At 68.1% G+C, this 18,281-nt stretch carries 18 protein-coding genes; 11 read left to right on the top strand and 7 right to left on the bottom strand.

Annotated elements, in window-relative coordinates; translation table 11 throughout:
• Positions 1 to 48: 48 nt before the first annotated feature.
• Positions 49 to 1,782, bottom strand: coding sequence for a GMC oxidoreductase (locus ACIP5Y_RS22455; RefSeq protein WP_400352355.1), 1,734 nt, complete (start codon positions 1,780 to 1,782; stop codon positions 49 to 51).
• Positions 1,783 to 1,882: 100 nt separating this feature from the next.
• Here ACIP5Y_RS22455 and ACIP5Y_RS22450 point away from each other — a divergent pair, with 100 nt between their 5' ends.
• On the top strand, positions 1,883 to 2,587 hold the full coding sequence (locus tag ACIP5Y_RS22450; protein ID WP_400352353.1) for a MerR family transcriptional regulator: 705 nt from the start codon (positions 1,883 to 1,885) through the stop codon (positions 2,585 to 2,587).
• A 5-nt stretch (positions 2,588 to 2,592) separates the two neighbouring features.
• Here the strand turns inward: ACIP5Y_RS22450 and ACIP5Y_RS22445 are convergent, their stop codons facing one another.
• From ACIP5Y_RS22445 to ACIP5Y_RS22430, 4 genes are all read right to left on the bottom strand, one after another.
• Positions 2,593 to 3,915: a family 1 glycosylhydrolase gene (locus tag ACIP5Y_RS22445; protein ID WP_400353850.1), complete on the bottom strand. Its 1,323-nt coding sequence runs from the start codon at positions 3,913 to 3,915 to the stop codon at positions 2,593 to 2,595.
• Positions 3,916 to 4,930: 1,015 nt separating this feature from the next.
• A complete protein-coding gene (locus ACIP5Y_RS22440) occupies positions 4,931 to 6,253 on the bottom strand; it encodes a glycoside hydrolase family 1 protein (RefSeq protein WP_400352351.1) in 1,323 nt (440 codons plus the stop codon).
• An 8-nt stretch (positions 6,254 to 6,261) separates the two neighbouring features.
• On the bottom strand, positions 6,262 to 6,855 hold the full coding sequence (locus ACIP5Y_RS22435) for a class I SAM-dependent methyltransferase (protein ID WP_400352349.1): 594 nt from the start codon (positions 6,853 to 6,855) through the stop codon (positions 6,262 to 6,264).
• A 9-nt stretch (positions 6,856 to 6,864) separates the two neighbouring features.
• Positions 6,865 to 7,311, bottom strand: a complete 447-nt coding sequence (locus ACIP5Y_RS22430) for a hypothetical protein (RefSeq protein WP_400352347.1) — start codon at positions 7,309 to 7,311, stop codon at positions 6,865 to 6,867.
• 152 nt (positions 7,312 to 7,463) lie between these two features.
• On the opposite strand from ACIP5Y_RS22430, the gene ACIP5Y_RS22425 reads away from it, so the two are divergent.
• Together ACIP5Y_RS22425 and ACIP5Y_RS22420 are read left to right on the top strand one after the other, a co-directional pair.
• A complete protein-coding gene (locus ACIP5Y_RS22425) occupies positions 7,464 to 8,180 on the top strand; it encodes a hypothetical protein (RefSeq protein ID WP_400352345.1) in 717 nt (238 codons plus the stop codon).
• Between the two features lie 149 nt (positions 8,181 to 8,329).
• A complete protein-coding gene (locus tag ACIP5Y_RS22420; RefSeq protein ID WP_400353848.1) occupies positions 8,330 to 8,797 on the top strand; it encodes a helix-turn-helix domain-containing protein in 468 nt (155 codons plus the stop codon).
• Between the two features lie 9 nt (positions 8,798 to 8,806).
• On the opposite strand, the gene ACIP5Y_RS22415 is transcribed toward ACIP5Y_RS22420, so the two are convergent.
• Positions 8,807 to 9,211, bottom strand: a complete 405-nt coding sequence (locus ACIP5Y_RS22415; protein ID WP_400352343.1) for an SRPBCC family protein — start codon at positions 9,209 to 9,211, stop codon at positions 8,807 to 8,809.
• Positions 9,212 to 9,331: 120 nt separating this feature from the next.
• On the opposite strand from ACIP5Y_RS22415, the gene ACIP5Y_RS22410 reads away from it, so the two are divergent.
• Complete coding sequence (locus tag ACIP5Y_RS22410; RefSeq protein ID WP_400352341.1) at positions 9,332 to 10,138, top strand: helix-turn-helix transcriptional regulator; 807 nt, start codon at positions 9,332 to 9,334, stop codon at positions 10,136 to 10,138.
• 52 nt (positions 10,139 to 10,190) lie between these two features.
• Here the strand turns inward: ACIP5Y_RS22410 and ACIP5Y_RS22405 are convergent, their stop codons facing one another.
• Entirely contained in the window at positions 10,191 to 10,937 is a 747-nt protein-coding gene (locus tag ACIP5Y_RS22405; RefSeq protein ID WP_400352339.1) for an IclR family transcriptional regulator, read from the bottom strand.
• A gap of 196 nt (positions 10,938 to 11,133) precedes the next feature.
• Between ACIP5Y_RS22405 and ACIP5Y_RS22400 the strand changes: the two genes are divergently transcribed.
• The 7 genes from ACIP5Y_RS22400 to ACIP5Y_RS22370 are packed head-to-tail and all read left to right on the top strand — an operon-like array spanning position 11,134 to position 18,056.
• A complete protein-coding gene (locus ACIP5Y_RS22400; protein ID WP_400352337.1) occupies positions 11,134 to 12,171 on the top strand; it encodes an NrtA/SsuA/CpmA family ABC transporter substrate-binding protein in 1,038 nt (345 codons plus the stop codon).
• Position 12,172: 1 nt separating this feature from the next.
• Positions 12,173 to 13,018, top strand: coding sequence for an ABC transporter permease (locus ACIP5Y_RS22395; protein WP_400352336.1), 846 nt, complete (start codon positions 12,173 to 12,175; stop codon positions 13,016 to 13,018).
• Positions 13,015 to 13,797 (top strand): ABC transporter ATP-binding protein, encoded by a 783-nt coding sequence (locus ACIP5Y_RS22390; protein ID WP_400352334.1) that lies wholly within the window; start codon positions 13,015 to 13,017, stop codon positions 13,795 to 13,797. The genes ACIP5Y_RS22395 and ACIP5Y_RS22390 overlap by 4 nt, the downstream gene beginning before the upstream one ends.
• Positions 13,794 to 14,819 carry an ABC transporter substrate-binding protein gene (locus ACIP5Y_RS22385; protein WP_400352332.1) on the top strand — a complete coding sequence of 342 codons (1,026 nt, stop codon included), beginning with the start codon at positions 13,794 to 13,796 and terminating at the stop codon, positions 14,817 to 14,819. The genes ACIP5Y_RS22390 and ACIP5Y_RS22385 overlap by 4 nt, the downstream gene beginning before the upstream one ends.
• Entirely contained in the window at positions 14,816 to 15,931 is a 1,116-nt protein-coding gene (locus tag ACIP5Y_RS22380) for an LLM class flavin-dependent oxidoreductase (RefSeq protein ID WP_400352331.1), read from the top strand. Before ACIP5Y_RS22385 ends, ACIP5Y_RS22380 begins: the two co-directional genes overlap by 4 nt.
• Positions 15,928 to 17,109, top strand: coding sequence for an LLM class flavin-dependent oxidoreductase (locus ACIP5Y_RS22375; RefSeq protein ID WP_400352329.1), 1,182 nt, complete (start codon positions 15,928 to 15,930; stop codon positions 17,107 to 17,109). Before ACIP5Y_RS22380 ends, ACIP5Y_RS22375 begins: the two co-directional genes overlap by 4 nt.
• On the top strand, positions 17,106 to 18,056 hold the full coding sequence (locus tag ACIP5Y_RS22370) for an ABC transporter substrate-binding protein (protein WP_400352328.1): 951 nt from the start codon (positions 17,106 to 17,108) through the stop codon (positions 18,054 to 18,056). The genes ACIP5Y_RS22375 and ACIP5Y_RS22370 overlap by 4 nt, the downstream gene beginning before the upstream one ends.
• Positions 18,057 to 18,281 lie beyond the last annotated feature (225 nt).

The following is an 18,281-nucleotide window of genomic DNA, read 5'->3' as shown; positions in this document are numbered from 1 at the left end:
TCTCTCCTCCTGGCGAGCGGAATCGGATGGCTTGCCGGTGAGAGTAGTTCAGGCGGGGGTGGATTCGGGTTTGCTGCCGGTGCGGATTTGCACGATGGGCAGAACCAGGGCGGCAGGTGCCGTCGCCGGGACCGCGGGGGAGTTGGGGGCTACGGGGGAAATGCGCTGGTAGCCGGTGTTCTGGGCGGGACGGGTATCTTGTTCGCCCTTGTTGGGCCACATGGCGGAGGCGCGTTCGGCCTGGGCGGTGATGGTGAGGGAGGGGTTTACGCCGAGGTTGGCGGAGACTGCCGCACCGTCGACGACGCTGAGGGTGGGGTAGCCGTAGACGCGGTGGTAAGGGTCGATGACACCGCTGTTGCTGTCGGCGCCGATGACCGCACCGCCGAGGAAGTGCGCGGTGAGGGGGATATTGAAGACCTCGCCCCAGGAGCCGCCCGCGACGCCGCCGATCTTGTCGGCGACCCGGCGGGTGACATCGTTGCCGGCGGGGATCCAGGTCGGATTCGGTTCGCCGTGGCCCTGTTTGGAGGTGAGCTTGCGGCCGAACAACCCACGCTTGGTGTACGTGGTGATGGAGTTGTCCAGATGCTGCATCACCAGCGTGATGATGGTGCGCTCACTCCAGTTCTTGGTGGACATGAACTGCAGCAACGTCAATGGATGCCGCAGCACGAGGCCGAGGAAACGCAGCCAGCGCGGGATCTTCCCACCGCCGTCGACCATGAGGGTCTGCAACAGGCCCATCGAGTTGGAGCCCTTGCCGTAACGCACCGGCTCGATATGGGTGTCGGCGGTGGGGTGAATGGACGAGGTGATGGCCACGCCGCGGGTGAAGTCACGGTCCGGGTTCACCTTCCGCGTCGCCGCACCCACGATCGATTCGGAGTTGGTGCGGGTCAGCACGCCCAGCTGCGGTGAAAGTTCCGGCAGCACACCGCGATCGCGCATGGCGAACAGCAGTTGCTGGGTGCCGCGGGTGCCGGCGGCCAGCACCACATTCTTGGCGGTGTAGGTCTTGGGCTGCTTGCGCACCCACGCACCGGTCTTCTCGGTCGAGACATCCCAGGTGCCGTCCGGTAGCGGCCGCAGTTCGGTGACGGTGGTGAGCGGGAAGATCTGGGCCCCACCCTGTTCGGCGAGGTACAGGTAGTTCTTGACCAGGGTGTTCTTGGAGTTGTGCCGGCAGCCGGTCATGCATTCGCCGCATTCGATGCAGCCGGTGCGCTCGGGTCCGGCGCCGCCGAAGAATGGGTCCGGCACGGTCTTGCCGGGTTCACCGAAGAACACGCCGACCGGCGTCTGCACGAAGGTATCGCCGACACCCATATCGTCGGCGACCTGCTTGAACACCTCGTCCGCCGGTGTCATGTGCGGGTTGCGCGCCACGCCGAGCATCTTCTGGGCCTGCTCGTAGTAGGGCATGAGTTCGTCGTGCCAGTCGGTGATGTCGCGCCACTGGGCGTCCTCGAAGAACGGCTGCGGCGGCACGTAGAGGGTGTTGGCGTAGTTGAGCGACCCGCCGCCGACACCCGCGCCCGCGAGGATGAGGACATCGCGCAGTGGATGAATGCGCTGGATGCCGTAGCAGCCGAGCTTCGGCGCCCAGAGGAATTTGCGCAGGTCCCAGCTGGTGTCGGGGAGTTCGTCGTCGGCGTAGCGCTGCCCGGCCTCGAGGATGCCGACGCGGTAACCCTTTTCGATGAGCCGTAATGCGGTCACACTGCCGCCGAAGCCGGACCCGACGATGAGTACGTCGAAATCGGTAGCGCGCTGGGTCATGGAAACTCCCTTGTCGTCGTCGACAGTGTGGCGGCGGTTACGCTAATGCGGACAGTTGGAACTGTCAACGTCTGGCGGTTGCAGTATCTATGCTGATCGCGTGGATAGATCCAGTGTCGCCGCCGGGGTGGAGAGATACAGTCGCCCGCAGCTCGCCGAACTCAGCGGTGTGCCTGCCCGCACGATCCGCTACTACCACTCGCTCGGCGTGCTGCCCAAGCCCGGCCGCGCCGGCAAGGAAGCCGTCTACACCGGCGAGCACCTGGAACGACTGCGGGCCATCACCGCCATGCAGGTACGCGGACTGCGACTGGACGCCATCCGTGAAGTCTTCGACGGCGAGAGCGGGCCGGACGGTGATTGGCGCGCGGTATTCGATCCGCGCCTGGGCGATTCCGCCGATCCCGGCGTCACCGTCGACGAACAGGGCCTGTCGGAACTGCTCGGCGACCGCGATGACGGCCTGCTCGACGAGCTCATCGCCAATGGATACCTCTATCGCCACGGCAAGAGCTGGCGGATTCCGGAGCCGGCCATGCTCACCGGCGCACTCATCCTCTACGACCTGGGCACCGATATCGCCTTGTCGGGCACCCTGCGCACGCTCATCCGCACCCGTATCGCCGCCTTGGCCGATGAGATGGTGCAGGCCTTCGTCGATGCCGCGGCCACCAGCTACGGCGGCGACGAGGTGCCCATCGACCTCGATCGTTTCCGGGATCGCTTCCGGGCCGCGGCCCGCGAGGTGGGCGGCGCGACACTGGCCGCCGAAATCGAGCGCGCGGCACGCGAACTCGATCTCTGAGGGCATTACGGCACCGGCGCCGGCGCTTCGCAACTGGCCGGAGGATCGACCAGGTGGCAGTCCGCCGCGGCACGTACCGGCGTGTATCCGGGGGAGATGCCGTCCTCGGCGACGATGCGGCGATAGGTGTCCACCGCGTCGGTGGGTTTGCGGGTCAGGCTCGGGTCGTTCTCCACGTCCACGCTGTAGAGCCCGAATCTCGGTGTGTAGGAGGACCACTCGTAGTTGTCGGTGAGGCTCCAGTAGTTGTAGCCGATCACGTTCATGCCGTCGGCCTTGGCGCGTTGCAGCCAATAGATGGTGTCGCGCAGGTGATCCGAGCGGGTGTAGCCGTCGGCGCGGGGCTTGCCGTTCTCGGTGGGCATGCCGTTCTCGACCACCCAGAGCGGCTTATCCGGATACAGCCGCGAATAGTGTTGCAGCGCATAGTAGATGCCCTCGGGGCGAATCGGCAGATCCCACATGCCCTCGGGTGCGGACGTCGAGCCGTCGGATTTGGGCGGCTCGTAGCCGAAGTAGTAGTCGACGCCGATGAAGTCCAGCTTGTCGTGGATCTTCTCCATGAGCGGACCGTTGACCTGCGTCTCGGCGCCGGCGACATAGCCGACATTGCTGGTCACCAGTGCGCCCGGCTGCACCTTGTGGATGAAGTCGTAGATGGTGTTGTGTACCTGGGCGACCTTGTCGAGCATCTCGTCGGCATTGGTGTCATTGTGCTTCACCTCGTGCTGGATGTAGGCGACCGGCTCATTGACGGTGACCCACACCGGATTCCGCGACGCGAAGTGCGAGACGACCGCGCGGGCGTTCGCGAGCCAGTCGTCCACCATCCCCGGATTCTTCCAGCCGCCACGATCGGCCTCCCACCCCGGATAGACCCAATGATCGAGCGTGAGCATGGGCTGCATTCCCGCATCGACGATGGCATTGACCACCGAGTCGTAGTAGGCGAACGCCTCGGTATCCCACGTGCCCGGCTGCGGTTGCAGTCGCGCCCACTCGATGCCGATACGGAACACCTTCACGCCGAGGTCCGCCGCGAGTTTGATATCGGTCTGGTAGTGGTCGTAGAAATCCACGGAGTTGCCCAGTCGATCCCACCCGGGATTGGCGTCGATATAGCGGAGCCAGTTGCTGTCCGGCGCATGCCCTTCGGACTGGAAGCCGGATGTGGCCACACCCCAATGGAAATCGGGCCCGAGCGGGCCACGCGGATTCGGTGCGACCGTCCGCTGCCCCGGTTGCGGCGCAGCCTGACCCGGCACGATCGCCGGCTGACCAGGTACCGCTTGCCCCGGTACTGCCGCAGGCTGACTCGGCACCGGCATCGCCTGACCCGGCCCCATGGCGGATTGGCCAGGCGCTGGGACGCCGTCGCCGGGTGTCAGCGCGGGCTGGCTCGGCGCCGCTGCGGGCTGACCCGGTGCAGCCGGCGGTTGGCCCGGCACCGCTCCGGATTGGGTTGGTACAGCCACTGGTTCACCTGGTGCCACCGGCTGACCCGGTACGAGCGCAGGTTCGCTGGGCACGGCGGCAGGTTGTCCGGCTGCGGGCATGGGTTCGTCGGGCGCCGCCGCGGGCTGATGTGGCACCGGGCGGCCGGGTGTCGGGATGGCGCGGCTGGGCGGAACCGCGGGCTGACCAGGAACGGGCATCGTCTGACTCGACACGACCGATTGCTGGTTCGGTACGGGCATCGCTTGGCTGGGCGCGATTGCGGGTTGACCCGGTACCGGAATCGTTTGGCTCGGCGCGCCGGCGGGCTGACTCGGTACCGGAATCGCCGGGTCCGGCGCGGTCGCGGGTTGACCTGGAACAGGCAGGGTCTGGCCCTGGATGGGCGCGGGGTTGCCGGGTGCGGGCTGGCCGGATACGGGTACCGGTTGGGTCGTGGGAGGTAAGGGCGGCTGGGCGTGGACCGCGCCCGCTACGGGCAGCATGATCGCGGCTACGGCGAGACTGGTCGCCAGCAGGCGGTGCAGCCCTGCGCGCATGGCTCCTCCTTCGGGACTGCCGTTGGAGCGTCCCGATTCGGAGAATAACCGTCAAGTTGAGGTTTATCGCGCCGTGGGGGCGCGTGTCGCGACGGCTGGGGGCTGGATCACAGCGGTGCCGCGGCGGTCCGGGACCTGCTGGTCGGCGGGCGGTTTCCGGTCCGGAAATCCGGCGCGAACCCCTCAGCTGCGGTTTCGTGCTCACGGTCGGTGACATCGGTGTGTTCGCCGGATGCTCGCGCCTAGCGTTCGATGCGTACCGGCTTGTGGCTCAAAAGGTTCCGAGGGGTGAGCCCCAAGCCGGTGCGACGGAGGGGAGTGCGAAGCCGGCGCGACGGAGGGGATCGCGCTAGTGCGGCAGGGTGACCGGGTCGGTGCAGCTCTGCACGGCGTCGACGATGGAGCAGGTGGCGGGGGGACGAGTGGGGAGGTAGGAGGCCGGGACGCCGCCGTCGTGAGTGATCTCGCGGTAGGCGTCCACGGCGTCGGTGGGGCGGCGGGTGAGGTTCGGGTCGGTGAGCGTGTCGACGGTGTAGAGGCCGAACCGTGGTGTGTAGGAGCCCCATTCGTAGTTGTCGGTGAGGCTCCAGTAGTTGTAGCCGATCACGTTCATCCCGTCGGCCTTGGCGCGCTGCAGCCAGTAGACGGTGTCGCGCAGATTGTCGGCGCGGTCGTAGCCGTCGGCGCGCGCCTGGTCGTTCTCGGTGGGCATGCCGTTCTCCACCACGTAGAGCGGCTTGCCGGGGAATCGCTGCGCGAAGTGCCGCAGCGCGTAGTAGAGCCCGTCGGCCTGCAGCGGCAGCTTCCACAGCTCGTTCTGGGGGAATGCGCTGTACTGCGCGATGGTGTCCGGGGACATGCCGTAGTAGTAGTCGATGCCCACGTAGTCGAGCTTGGCGGCGATGCGATCGAGCATGCCGCCGTTGACGATCGGGTCCGCGGCGGGCACGTAGGCGACATTGCTGGTGACCATGGCGTCCGGCTGCGCCGCGTGGATGTAGTCGTAGATGGTGTTGTGCGCGGCCGCGAGCCGGTCCTGCATGGTGAGGATGTCGGTGATCGGCAGTCCGCCGTTGCGCACCTCGTTCATGATGTAGGCGAACGGCTCGTTGATGGTCACCCAGTACGGATCGTCGCCGGCGTAGCGATCCACGACCTTGCGCATATTGGTGAGCCAGTCGTCGAGCATGCCGGGGTTGTGCCACCCGCCGCGGTCGGCTTCCCAGCCGGGGTAGACCCAGTGGTCGAGGGTGATCATCGGCCGCATGCCGGCGGCGCGGATGGCCGCGATCACCTTGTCGTAGAAGGCGAATCCGTTCTCGTCCCACACCCCGGGCTGCGGTTCGATGCGCGCCCATTCGATGCCGAGGCGGTAGGTGTTGATGCCGAGATTCTTGGCCAGTGCGATATCGGAGGCGTAGCGGTCGTAGAAGTCGACGCTGTCGCCGTAGGGGTCGTAGCTCGGGTGGGAGGCGACGTAGCGGACCCAATTGCTGTCGGGTGCATGGCCTTCGGACTGGTATCCGGACATGGCCACGCCCCAGGAGAAGTCCGGGCCGAGCGGCGGCAGGCTGGTGGGCGCCGGTGTCGCGGCCGCGGGTGCGGCGGCTAGTAGTGCGGCGGCGGCTAGGGCCAGTGTGGCGTGAGCGGGGCGTCGGGTGTGCGCTCGCATGGGGCTCCTCATCCGGCAGGCAGAGAACTGGGCGGCCGACCAGCAGTATGGCGGACCCTCGCCCACAGCACGCGGGGTTCGCCCGAATGCCGCGTGACACCCGGCAGATCGAGATACCGGCAGGCTAATGCCCGCGCATCCAGATCCTCCAGCACCTCGGCGCTCGTGTCGCGGAGTTCCCGGGCCACCCGGTCCGCCTCCGTCGCCGGATAGGCGGCGATGAGCTGACTCCCGGCCGTCAGCCCGCCCAATCTCGACACTGCCTGGCCGAGGCTCGTCCATCGATATTCGCCGCAGCGCGGCCCGGACTCGCCGAGCATGATGACGAACGCTGGTTCTCGGGGATCGAAAGCCGTTGCGGTCGTGGCAATACCGGCATCGCTGAGCTGAACGACGCGGATGCGGCGATACGGGTTGTGGGCGGCGAAGGTATCGAGGGCGGTACCGACCAGGACGATCTGCCCGATGCCGGTTGTGATGGCGTCGGCCAGCCGGTCCTCGGCGAAGCGGCAGCGAGCCGCGGCGAGCAGCCGCCGGCAGTTGCGCTCACCCGCACTGTTCAGCGCGACGCTGTCCACGCCCGCCATCCCCTCGCCGCGCATTGTCGCGGGTCACTCGTGGGTACCGGGCCGGCCCGGCATGGGCGGCATCTCGGGCGGATTCGGGAAGTGCGGCATGGGCGGCACGTCCGGCATGCGAGGCATCGCGGGCATGGGTGGCAGCGGCGGGACCTGCGGCAGCGGCGGAACGGGCGGCACCGGTATGCCGCTGGGCCCGCCGCCGAAGCGCTGGAAGGCGGCTTGCCGTGAGGTGCCGAAGATTTCGCCGATCTCGGCCCAGGTGCGGCCCTCCTCGCGCGCCTGCAGCACCAGTGAGCGCAGCACATCGTCGACGACATTGTCGAGGCTGCGCGCCGCCCGCAGGGCCGCCATCACCGACGGTGTGGGCTTTCCTGCGGCCGGATGCAGCACTTCCGCCACGAATTCTGCGTTGGTGGACAACAGTTTTGCCAGGACCGCGCGTTCATCCGCGGGGTCTCGGTGCTGGGCATCGCTCATGCGTAAAGCCTGCCTTTACGCCAAAGCGGTTGTCAAGGAATGATTTACAAACCTGGTGTTCCGTTCTGTTGCCGGACGGGGGCTGTGTGTTTGCCTCTCCTATAACGATGGCAACAGAAGAAGGCAGGAGGCGTGGGGGTGACCACTTGGAGTTGAGCGAGCCATATAGCGAGCCGGACCGAGAATCGGCCGAACGTGAACTGTTCGAGCTGGTCCGCAAGGCCGGATTCACCGGTTCGGCGTGGAAGCTGCTGGCGGACAGGCTGGTTCGGCACGGCCTGGCCGTCATAGGCCCTTGGATCCGGACCGGTTGGATCTTCAAGGTGGCCACCGATAAGGGCATGCCGGTGCGATGTACCGACCAGGAACGCGAATTGGTTGCCACCCGCCTGTGCGAGGACTTCCTACAGGAGACCGTCACCAGCGCCCTGGAACGGTTCCGCAGACACTGCCTCGACGGCGACGGCTGGCGCGCGGACGGCGGTACCAGTCTCGCAACGTATTTCGTCAACGGCTGCGTCATGGCCTTCGTCGACAACTTCCGGCGCAGCCGGCGCTGCGGCGAACTCTTCCAGCAGCGCGTCACCGTGGCGCTACCCGCCGAGGACGACGATCCGAACCTGCTGAGCTGGTTGCCCTCCGATGAGGACCTGGCCGGATCGGTGGTGGCGGGCATGGAATTCCGCCGCCGCCTCGCCCGGCTCAGTCCACGCGACCGCGGACTGGCCTGGGGTAAAGCCATGGGCCTGCGCGGCGCCGAGATCCGGGACCTGTTCGGGTGGTCCTCGGTCAAGGCGGTCGAACAACGCTGGGCGCGAGTGAAACGAGACGACGACTGGTGCCGCGGCCTCGCGGGGACGGAGGAATGATGTGCGAGGACAAAGGTATGGAGTTGCGTGAGGACCGCGGCGTCGACCCGGCGACGCTGGTGGCCCGGTTGCTGGAGCATTCGTCGCTGGCGGACCCGGGGCTGCAGCGGCTGCGCGACGGGCTGCCCGCGCACCTGATCGACCGGATCGTGGAGCGCGCCGCCGCCGAACAGTCCAGGCGTCCGGGCAATTTCGCGGATCGGCTCAACCGCCTGTTCCAGGCCGTGCATCCGCCGGGCCGCCGCCCGTTCACCAATGCCGAGGTCGCCGCCGCACTGACCGCGAGCGGATTCCCCATCTCCAAGCCGTATCTGAGCCAGCTGCGCGCCGGCACCCGGACCGACCCGTCGGATGCGACGGTCGCCGAGCTCGCCCGTTTCTTCCGGGTCAAGCCCGACTACTTCTATAACGACGGCTATGCTGCCAAGATCGACAACGACTATGAGTTGCTCACGCGTCTGCAGATGTACGGTCTGCGTAAACTGTCCTCCCGCGCCTTCGATCTGAGCGAGGAATCGCAGAATCTGCTCGCCAGCATGGCCGATCGGCTGCGCATCACCGAGGGCCTGCGCACCGAGCCCTCCCGCCCGCGACGGGATGAGCCGGGGGAACGCTGATTCGGCGGATCAGCGGGCGCGCAGCGCCTGCTGGATGACCGGAGTGGCCGCCTGCATGGTCGCGAGCATGGGCTCGCCGAAGGCGTCGGGCAGCACATCGTGAATCCACACGAAGCGGCAGCGGTCTGCTTCCAGGGGCAGGATCTGCATGGAGGCATTGTCGTGGGTGGGCTGCACGGCCTCGCCGATGACGGAGAACACGACGCGGCGGCGGTCCTCGTCGAGGGCGATGAACCGTTCGCGTGCGATCGCGCCGCTGGCGAAGGTGACCACCCGATCCCCATTCTCGGCCTCGTGGGATTCGGTCACGAACCCCGGCGCCATGCGGACCGGCCCGGAGGCCCAGTCGCTGATCACTTTCCATACGGACTCGGCATCGGCTTCGATATCGAACTCGACTCTCACGGTCGCCACTGGTGTTCTTCCTTCCGGATGGGATCTGTCGGGAATCAGTGTGCGACCGGGTGGCAGGTGCGGTCTTGAATATTCTTGCGGCGGGCGTTCCTGTCGGACCCCGTCGGTAGTGTGCCGGTCATGCAGACCTTCGCCAGGCTGGTGACACACGCCGACTTCACGGTCGACGCGGTGACCTGCTGCGGCGATCACGGCGGTTGGTCGGAGGCGGAGTCGCCGCGGGACTATCGCATGGTGCTGGTGCGCAGCGGGCGCTTCCGGCGCCGCACACGTTCGGGCGCGGCCGAGGTGGATCGGCTCTCGGCCTACCTCGGAATTCCGGGTGAGCCCGAGCATTTCGCGCATCCCGATGGTGGTGACGTGTGCACCGCCATCACCATCGGCCACTCGCTGTGGCATGCGATTGCCGGTGATGAGGTCCACGCTGTCGCGCCCACGGTCTGTATCGATGCGCGACTGGATCTGGAACACCGGCTGCTGGTAGCGGACGCGGCCGACGGCGATATCGATTTCGCTTGTGCCGAACGGCTTTCCGGCCTGGTGAGCGCCGCTGTGCGTCAGATCGTCGCCACCTCGGTCCCGGCGGCCGGTGGGTCCCGTGACTGTGCTCTGGTCGCCGCGGCGCGGGCACTGTTGCATGACGATCACCCGGCCGCCGCCGGCCTGCTGCCGCTCGCCGCCGAGCTATCCGTCTCCCCGTACCGGCTCAGCCGCGCCTTCACTCAGGAAACCGGTGTCTCACTCACGAAATACCGCAACCGACTACGGGTCTCGCGGGCCATGGACAGCCTGGAACGTCAGGACACCGGCCTTGCCGAGCTCGCGGCGGACCTGGGTTTCGCGGACCAGGCCCACTTGACCCGCACGGTGCGGGCGCATCTGGGCCACACGCCGACAGCTGTCAAGGCATTGCTTCGAACCGCGTGAATGAGCGCTCGGTGCGGCGCAGGACCCAGGCCCCGCTGTCGCGCAGGACTTTTCACTCGGCGGCGAAGCGCGCGCTGATATCGGCGGCGGTGACCCTGGCGAGCTCGACCAGGAACGGCACTCGTTCGGGGATCATGAGGGTCGTGGGGCCGCGGAGTCCGAGCGCGAAGCGGCAGCGGCCGTTCGCATCGAGGATGGGAAGCCCGATGGTGCGGAAGCCGGGGTCGAGTTCCTCGTCGTTGTAGGCATAGCCGCGTTCGCGGGTGCGGGTGAGTTCGCGGCGCAATTCGGCTGGGCCGGAGACGGATCGGTCGGTGCCCTCTTCGTAGGGGAGTGCGCGGAGCTCGTCGTCGGTGGCGTCGTTCCAGACGAGCAGCGCCTTGCCGAGGGCGCTGGCGTGCAGGGGTAGTCGTACCCCTTGGAGGCGATGTCCATCGGTGTCGCGCCAGCGGCTGGTGGCGAGCAGGACCGCGTGGATGCTGTGCCGGATGGCGACCGAGGCGCTGGCTCCGGTGGTGCCCGCGAGCTGTTCCAGGCAGGGTTCCGCGAGGTAGATGCGATGCTGACGGTAGGCGATCTGCCCGTATTCGGCCAGCGCGCCGCCCATTCGGTACCGGCTGGTCGACTCGTCCTTCTCCAGGAATCCGGCCTGGACCAAGGCGCCGAGCAGGCGGTGGGTGGTGCTGACGGCCAGTCCCTGCTGTCGTGCGATCTCCGAGACGCCGCGCTCGTGACCATCCCGGAAGCAGTCCAGGACCGACAGGGCGCGGGCGACGGTCTGTACACCGGAGGCTTCCACGGCAGCGACCGTAGCACAGCGATTCGGCCGAAAATCGCTATGACTTTCCAGTATTCGGAAAGCTTGCCGTAGCTCGCTTCGATGTTTCGTGTCAACCGTTCCGATCGGCGGAATGGATTACCTCGCCCTGGCGACGTGAGATCCCTACTGTCCCAGGGCATCGCTCGATGATTCCGATCGGAAGAGGTGCCCCACCATGCTCCGCACACGCCGGCCACACCGTTGGCGTCTCGCTCTTGCCCTGGTCCCCGTCGTCGCGCTGGTCGCAGCCTGCAGTTCCGGCAGCGGTGATGCGGGCAAATCGGACCTGGTGCTCAAGGTCGTCGACCCGGGCAATGCCGGACCGCTGGCGGTCGGCAAGCGCGACGGTGTCTTCGAGCAGGCACTCGCGCCGCTCGGGGTCCGCGTCCAATGGGTCACCACCACACCGGGTTTCAGCTCCATGCTGCCGTTGTTCAATACCGGGCAGCTCGATGTCTCCGACGCCGCGTTCAGCCCGGTGGTCGGCGCACTCTCGAAGGATGTGGCGGTCCGCATCGTCTCGGTCTCCGCTGCGGCGGGCAAGGACCAGAGCGGCATTCTCGCCACGCCGGGCTCCGGCATCCACGCCGTCTCGGATCTGATCGGTAAGCGGGTCGCGGTGAATCCGGCCGGTAAGGGCGAATACATTCTGCTGAAGGCGCTGGCGCAGGCCGGTGTCCCCGCCGACAAGGTGACGCGAGTTCCGTTGCAGCAAAAGGACGCCGCGACCGCCTTCGCCACCGGCAAGGTCGACGCCTGGGCCTCGTTCCTGGTGCCGTATCAGGAGGCCAAGGCCAATGGCGGCGTCGAGATCGCGACCGAGCAGAGCATCGGGTCCAAGGACGATTCGGTCTTCGTCTTCCGCACCGCGGTGGCCGACAAGCATCCGGATGTCGTCGCGAAATTCCTGGAGACCGTGCAAGGGCTCACCACGCGGCAGCGCGCGAATCCGGCCGATTTCCAGAATGTCTTCGACAAGACCGGGCCGCGCGCCCTGAGCGGCCCCCGGTTGAGTGATGCCCTGCGGGTCGGCGGAGAGGCCACCGTGCCGCATCTGCCCGCCGATTCCGATGCCGCGGACCTCGCCGACGTGGTGAAGGTGTTCCGCGACAACGGCGTCATCCCCCGCGATATCACCGCGGCCGATATCTTCTACGACCTGAAATCCAAGCTCACGCCCGAGCAGCTGACCGCGGTGCAGGCGGGCAGTTGAGATGGCCGTCCTCGTTCCCGCGGCCGCGCCGACGACCGGACCCGCGCTCGCCCCGCCCCGCGTGCGGGTCCGACGGCCCCGGCCCGCATGGCTTTCCGTGCCGCTGCGGGTCCTGCTGCCCGCACTGATCGTCGCGGCCTGGTGGACCGGCTCGGCGTCGGGCGCGTTGCCCGCACAGGTCCTGGCGGGTCCACCGAAGGTGTGGTCGGCGCTGGTCGAGCTGGCCCGCAGTGGCCAGCTGGCGGACTTCGCGCTGGCCTCGTTCACGCGCGCGGCGCTCGGCGTGGTCCTCGGCGTGACGGCCGGGCTGCTGCTGGGCCTGCTGGCCGGGCTGTCGAGTCTCGGTGAGGAACTGGTGGATTCGACCATGCAGATCGTGCGCGCGGTGCCGTTCCTGGCGCTGGTGCCGCTGTTCATCGCCTGGTTCGGCATCGACGAGCTGTACAAGGTGCTGCTGATCGCGGTGGCCACGGTCGCGCCCATGTACGCCTACACCTATCTCGGTGTGCGCAATGTGGACCGCAAGGTGGTCGAGGCCGCGCGCGGTTTCGGGCTCACCGGCGTGCGGCTGGTGCTCGAGGTGATCCTGCCCGCGGCGCTGCCGAGCGTGCTCATGGCCTTGCGAGTGTGCTTGTCCATCAGCATTACCGGACTCATCGCGGCCGAGCAGGTCGGGACGACCGAGGGCGTCGGCTATCTGGTGACCTTGGCGCAGGAGTACAACCGCACCGACTACATGGTGCTGTGCGTGGTGCTCTACGCCCTGCTGGGGTTGATCTTCGACGTCGCGGTGCGCCTGATCGAACGCTTCGCCCTGCCGTGGCGGCGAGAGGTGGCCATCCGATGAGCGCCTCGGCGGCCGAGTCCGTGAGCGCCCCCGCGACCGAATCCGAGCGGGCGCCCGTGGCGGTGTCGATAACCGGCCTGCGAAAAGCGTTCGGCGACAAGGTGGTTCTCGACGGCGTCGATTTGACCATCCGGCGCGGCGAATTCGTGGTGCTGCTCGGGCCCAGCGGCACCGGCAAAACCACCCTGCTGCGCCTGCTGACAGGGCTGGAGGTCCCCGATGCCGGTTCGGTGCTGGTGCCCCCGGCCCGGACCACGATCTACCAGGAACCGCGCCTGGTGCCGTCCAAACGGGTGCTGGCGAATGTGACCATCGGTCAGCGACGTTCGCGGGACACCCGGGAAGCCGGGCTGCGTGCCCTCGCCGAGGTGCACCTGGAGGGTAAGGCGCGCCAGTGGCCCGCCACCTTGTCCGGCGGTGAGGCGCAGCGCGCGGCCCTGGCCCGCGCGCTCGTCCGCGAACCGGATCTGCTGCTGCTCGACGAACCTTTCGCCGCCTTGGACGCCCTGACCCGGTTGCAGATGCAGGACCTGGTCGGCGACTTGGTGGCCCGGCATCGGCCCGCGGTGCTCATGGTCACCCACGATGTCGACGAGGCGGTGCGCCTGGCCGATCGCGTGCTCATCCTCGACCACGGCCGCTTCGCCGTGGACACCGTCCTCGACCTGCCGCGCCCGCGCACCCGCACCGACCCGGTCGCGCTGCGCCACCAGGCCGAATTCCTCGCCCGGCTCGGCGTCACCGCGGCCGATACCGAAACCCCCAGGAGCTCTTCATGACCGAAACCCTCTGGTACACGCGTTGCCCGGTGCCCACGGCCAGCGGCCTGGCCCACAGCCTCGGCTGGCTGGGCGAGAGCGCGGCAGGCAACGGCCTGAGCTTCGGCGTACTGCAGGACGCCGGGCCCGAACTCGCGGTCCGCCACTTCGATCACGGCCTGCCCGGCCTGGTGCGCGAAGGCGGCAATGTGCCCGCACTGGCCGCCCGCGCGGCCGGCGCACCGACCCGTCTCATCGGACTCACCTGGATCGACGAGGCGCAAGCCATTGTGGTGGGCCCGGATTCGACCGTGTCGACGGCCCCGGAGCTGGCCGGACTGCGGGTGGGAATCCCGGCCTGGGCCCAGGATCAGGCCCGCAGCTTCCCCAGAGCCATGGCGTTGCACGGCTTCGCCAACGCCCTGCGGCTGGGCGGCCTCACCCTGGCGGACGTGCAGGTCACCGAGGTAGCGGTGGAGCCGAACCCGCAGGTGCGCACGGAGAGTCAGCAGCGTGGCCGCAGTCTCACCTGGGGCGTGGAACAGCTGCTCGACGGCACGGTCGACGCCATTTACGTCAAAGGCGCACGCGCACAAGAGGTCGCGAGGGAGCACGGCCTGCGGATCGCCGTGGACCTCGATGCCACCGAGACCCGTCGGCTGCGGGTCAACAATGGGACGCCGCGACCCATCACCGTGCACCAGGAACTTCTCGATACCCGCCCGGAGGCGGTGATCGGATTCCTCGCCCAGAGCCTGCGGGCCGCCGACTGGGCGGCGGGCGATCGTGACGCGGCCGCCGCGGTGCTACAGCGCGAAACCCTGTCCGGCCCCGAGGGAGTCACCGCGGCCTACGGCGCGGACTTCCACCTGGGCCTGCACCCGTCGCTGTCGGACGAACGCGTCGAACTGCTCGGCGTGCAGCAGCAGTTCCTCTATACCCACGGCTTCCTCGCCACGGATTTCGACCTGGAATCCTGGATCGCCCGTGAACCTCTGGAGCAGGCGCGCGCCCTGGTCGCCTCCGGGCGAGCCGCGGCATGACCGAGTTCCTGTGGCGGATGCCCACCCGCGGCGACGGCCGCCGCGCGAATCCCGCCCTGCGCCACCGTGCTTTCGGCGGCCCGGCCCCGATCGGCCCGGCCACCGATGTCCGCCCCGGCCGCTTCGGCCCGTTCGACGAACTGCATCAGATCGTGCACGCCGCCGAACTGTCCGGGCTGGACGGCATCCTCGCGCCTTACGACCCGCTGGGCGAGGAATCCTGGATCGTGGCCGGGGCAGCATTGCGCGCGACCCGGCACGCGCGGGTCGTCGTCGAATTCCAGCCGGCCTTCGGCACACCCGTGTACGCCGCGAAGATCTCGGCCACCCTGCAACGCCTCTCGGCCGGGCGACTGGCCTGGCGGCTCGCGGTCGACACCGACGCCGCCGACGCGCGCGCCCGCGGTGATCGCGTCACCGGGGAGGACCGGTATGCGCGAGCGGCGGAATTCCTGACCATCGCACGGGGAGTCTGGAACGAGGAACCGGTGGCGAGCGCCGGCTTCCGGGGCACCGGATTCGATTTCGCGGGCGAGTATTTCGACGTCATCGACGGCGGATTCCGCGGCATCCTGTCCGGGCTACCTTTCCCGGAAGTCCACCTGACCGGCGATTCTCCTGCGGCCCTGCGACTTTCGGCCGCACACGCCGACGTCCATATTCTCACCGAGACCCCGGACGGAGTCACCTCCACCCTGGGCGAATTGCGCCGCCTGGCCACCGCCGCCGGACGGACGGTCCGAGCGGGCGTCGAGGTCCCGATCATCGCTCGCGAGACCGAGGACGAAGCCTGGGCACGGGTCGAACGCCAATGGCGCGAACTGCATCCCGGCGGCCCGGACGCGGCGATCCATGCGCTGGGCGACGGTCGCTGGGCCGGATTCACCCACCTCGGCTACGACCGCCCCATCGGCCTGGTCGGCAGCTACGACCAGGTGGCCGCACAACTGCGCGCCTATGTGGCGGCGGGCGTCGACATCATCGTGCTGTCCGGCCACCCGCACATCGAGGAAGTGCACCGCGCCGGCGAGCACGTGCTGTTCCGGGCTTACCCCGCCGGCCGCACCCTGGCCGACCCCGCCGGCCGCACCCCGCAGGAGGCCACCGCATGACCATCGACATCTATTGGCGCATAGGCATGGAAGGCGATCACGCCGCACTGCGCACACCGCGCCGATACAACCGCGGCCACGCGAACGGCTACGGCCCCGGCAATATCGCGCCCGCGATCCGGGGCGGGGAGCTCGACGGCTACTCGTATATCGATCACGCGGCCGCCGTGGCGCGCGCGTCCGAGTCCGCAGGTTTCCTCGGCGGGCTGCTGCCGTCGTTCCCGATCACCGAGGACCCGTGGGCCTTCGCCGCGGCCCTGGCGCGGGAGACCACCACGTATCGGTTCATGGTCGCCTTCCAGCCCGGATTCCTGCATCCGGTACAGGCGGCGCGCATGTCGGCGAGCCTGCAGCGCGCCACCGGCGGGCGGCTGGTCTACAACATCATCAGCGGCGGCGGGGGACCGGCCCAATTGTGGTGGGGAGACAAGGTTTCCCACGACGACCGCTATGCGCGCACCAGCGAGTTCCTGGACGTGCTGCGCGGCGTGTGGGATGGCGACCCCTTCGACCACGCGGGCCGCTTCTTCCGTACCGAGGGCGCGGTCCTGCCGCTCGGCCTGGCGGGACAGCCCTTTCCGGAGGTGTACTTCTCCGGATCCTCGCCCGCGGCCGTGCAGGCGGCAGGCAGGCATGCGGACTACTACCTGTCGTGGCTGGAACCCTTCGCCGATCTGCGCGCCAAATTCGATGGCGTGCGCGCGCATGCCGAGCAGACCGGCCGCACCCCGAAATTCGCTGTCCGCATCGATATCGTCGCCCGGCACACCGAGGAGGCGGCGTGGGCGGAGATCGAGCAGGGCTGGGCGTTCGTCGACCGTGCGGCCGCGAACCGCGCTGCTCAGGGTGATTCGGTGGGCGCGGCCCGCATTCAGGGCTGGGTCCCCGAAACCATTACCGGCTACCGGGATCTGGAGGTGCAGCCCAATGTCTGGTGTGGCTTCAGCCTGATCCGCGGCGGGCCCGCCTTCGGGCTGGTCGGCAGTTACGAGCAGGTCGCCGAACGGCTGGACCAGCTCGTCGAACTCGGCGTCGACGCCTTCATCCTGGCCGGCAACCCACACCTGGAGGAGGCGTACCGCGTCGGCGAAGAGGTGCTACCGCTGCTCGGTCGTTCCCGCCGCACCGCTCCCGATTCCGTTTCCGCACTGTCCGTCGTTCCCCAGGAGATCTCATGACCATCCGCATCGGCTACTTCCCGCACAACAATTCGCTGTTCGTCCTGCGTCATCGCGGCATTCTCGAACGCGCCCTGCCCGATATCGAATGGGTGGATTTGCGTACCCTGGCGCAGCCCGCGCCGGTCGACGTGAAAACCGGTCTGCCGTCCCAGCATTCGGACTGGTTGTTCGACGAGCGCGGCTACGACTTCATCGGCACCGGATTCACCCCGCCGATCACCGCGCTGGCCAATGACCGGGACATTGTCTATGTCGGCATTTCGGGTCCACGGATCGAGAACGGCCGCCTGGTCGCCACCGCCGTAAGCGGTATTACCTCGGTCGCGGACCTGCGGGGCAAGCGTGTGGGGATCGCGCACGGGTCGTGGCAGACCACGCTGCTGCTGTTCGCGCTGGAGCGGGCCGGACTCGGCTGGTCGGATATCGAGCCGGTGAACACCGATGTCCATGACGGCGGATCGCTGTTGCTGCGTGGTGAACTCGATGCCTGGGTGGGCGCCTACCCGGGCCTGGCCGCGGTGGAGTCCGCGGCCGAGCTGCACACCCTCATTGACACCGAATCGCTGTTCAGCCATCCCTCACTGTGGTTCACCCGGCGTGACTTCGCCGAGCAGCACCGGGAGGAATTGGCCGCGATCATTGCCGCACTGCAGGAATCCGATGCCTGGATCATCGAGAACCCGCGGGCGGCGGCGCAGTACTTCGTCGACGATGTGATTGCCCGCGGCGGCAGCGCCGACCTCGATGCCTGGGAGGCCGCCCTACGCGGTCGTCCGTTCGGCGTGGGGGCGGTCACGGCGGAATTCCTCGACGAGCAGCAGCATGCGGCGGACCTGTTGGCAGCCAATGGATTGCTGCCGAAGCAGGTGACGGTGCGTGCGGGCGTGCTGCCGTGGATCGGTGAGCTGGTGGAATCGGGCCGGGGTGCGGCCGTGGCCGGCTGAGGTTCGGACCGCGTGGTCCTGGGCGCACGCCCAGGACCACGCGGTCTTTTCTCGAACGTTCGTTCGCCCGGCCGGCGAGAATCGGCTTCCGATGGCCCCGACCTGATCGAATTCCGATGAACCGCATTGGCTCCGATGTGCGGTTTGCCCGAAGGTGCCGAAAGATTAGGTGAGACACCAGATTCTGCTACTGTGGCGACGCCGCTCTCAGGATCGGCCGGACGA

This window comes from Nocardia sp. NPDC088792 (assembly GCF_044750615.1).
Classification (GTDB): Bacteria; Actinomycetota; Actinomycetes; order Mycobacteriales; family Mycobacteriaceae; genus Nocardia.
Note: the sequence above shows the minus strand (reverse complement) of the source record. Positions and strands in the feature narration are given on the sequence as shown.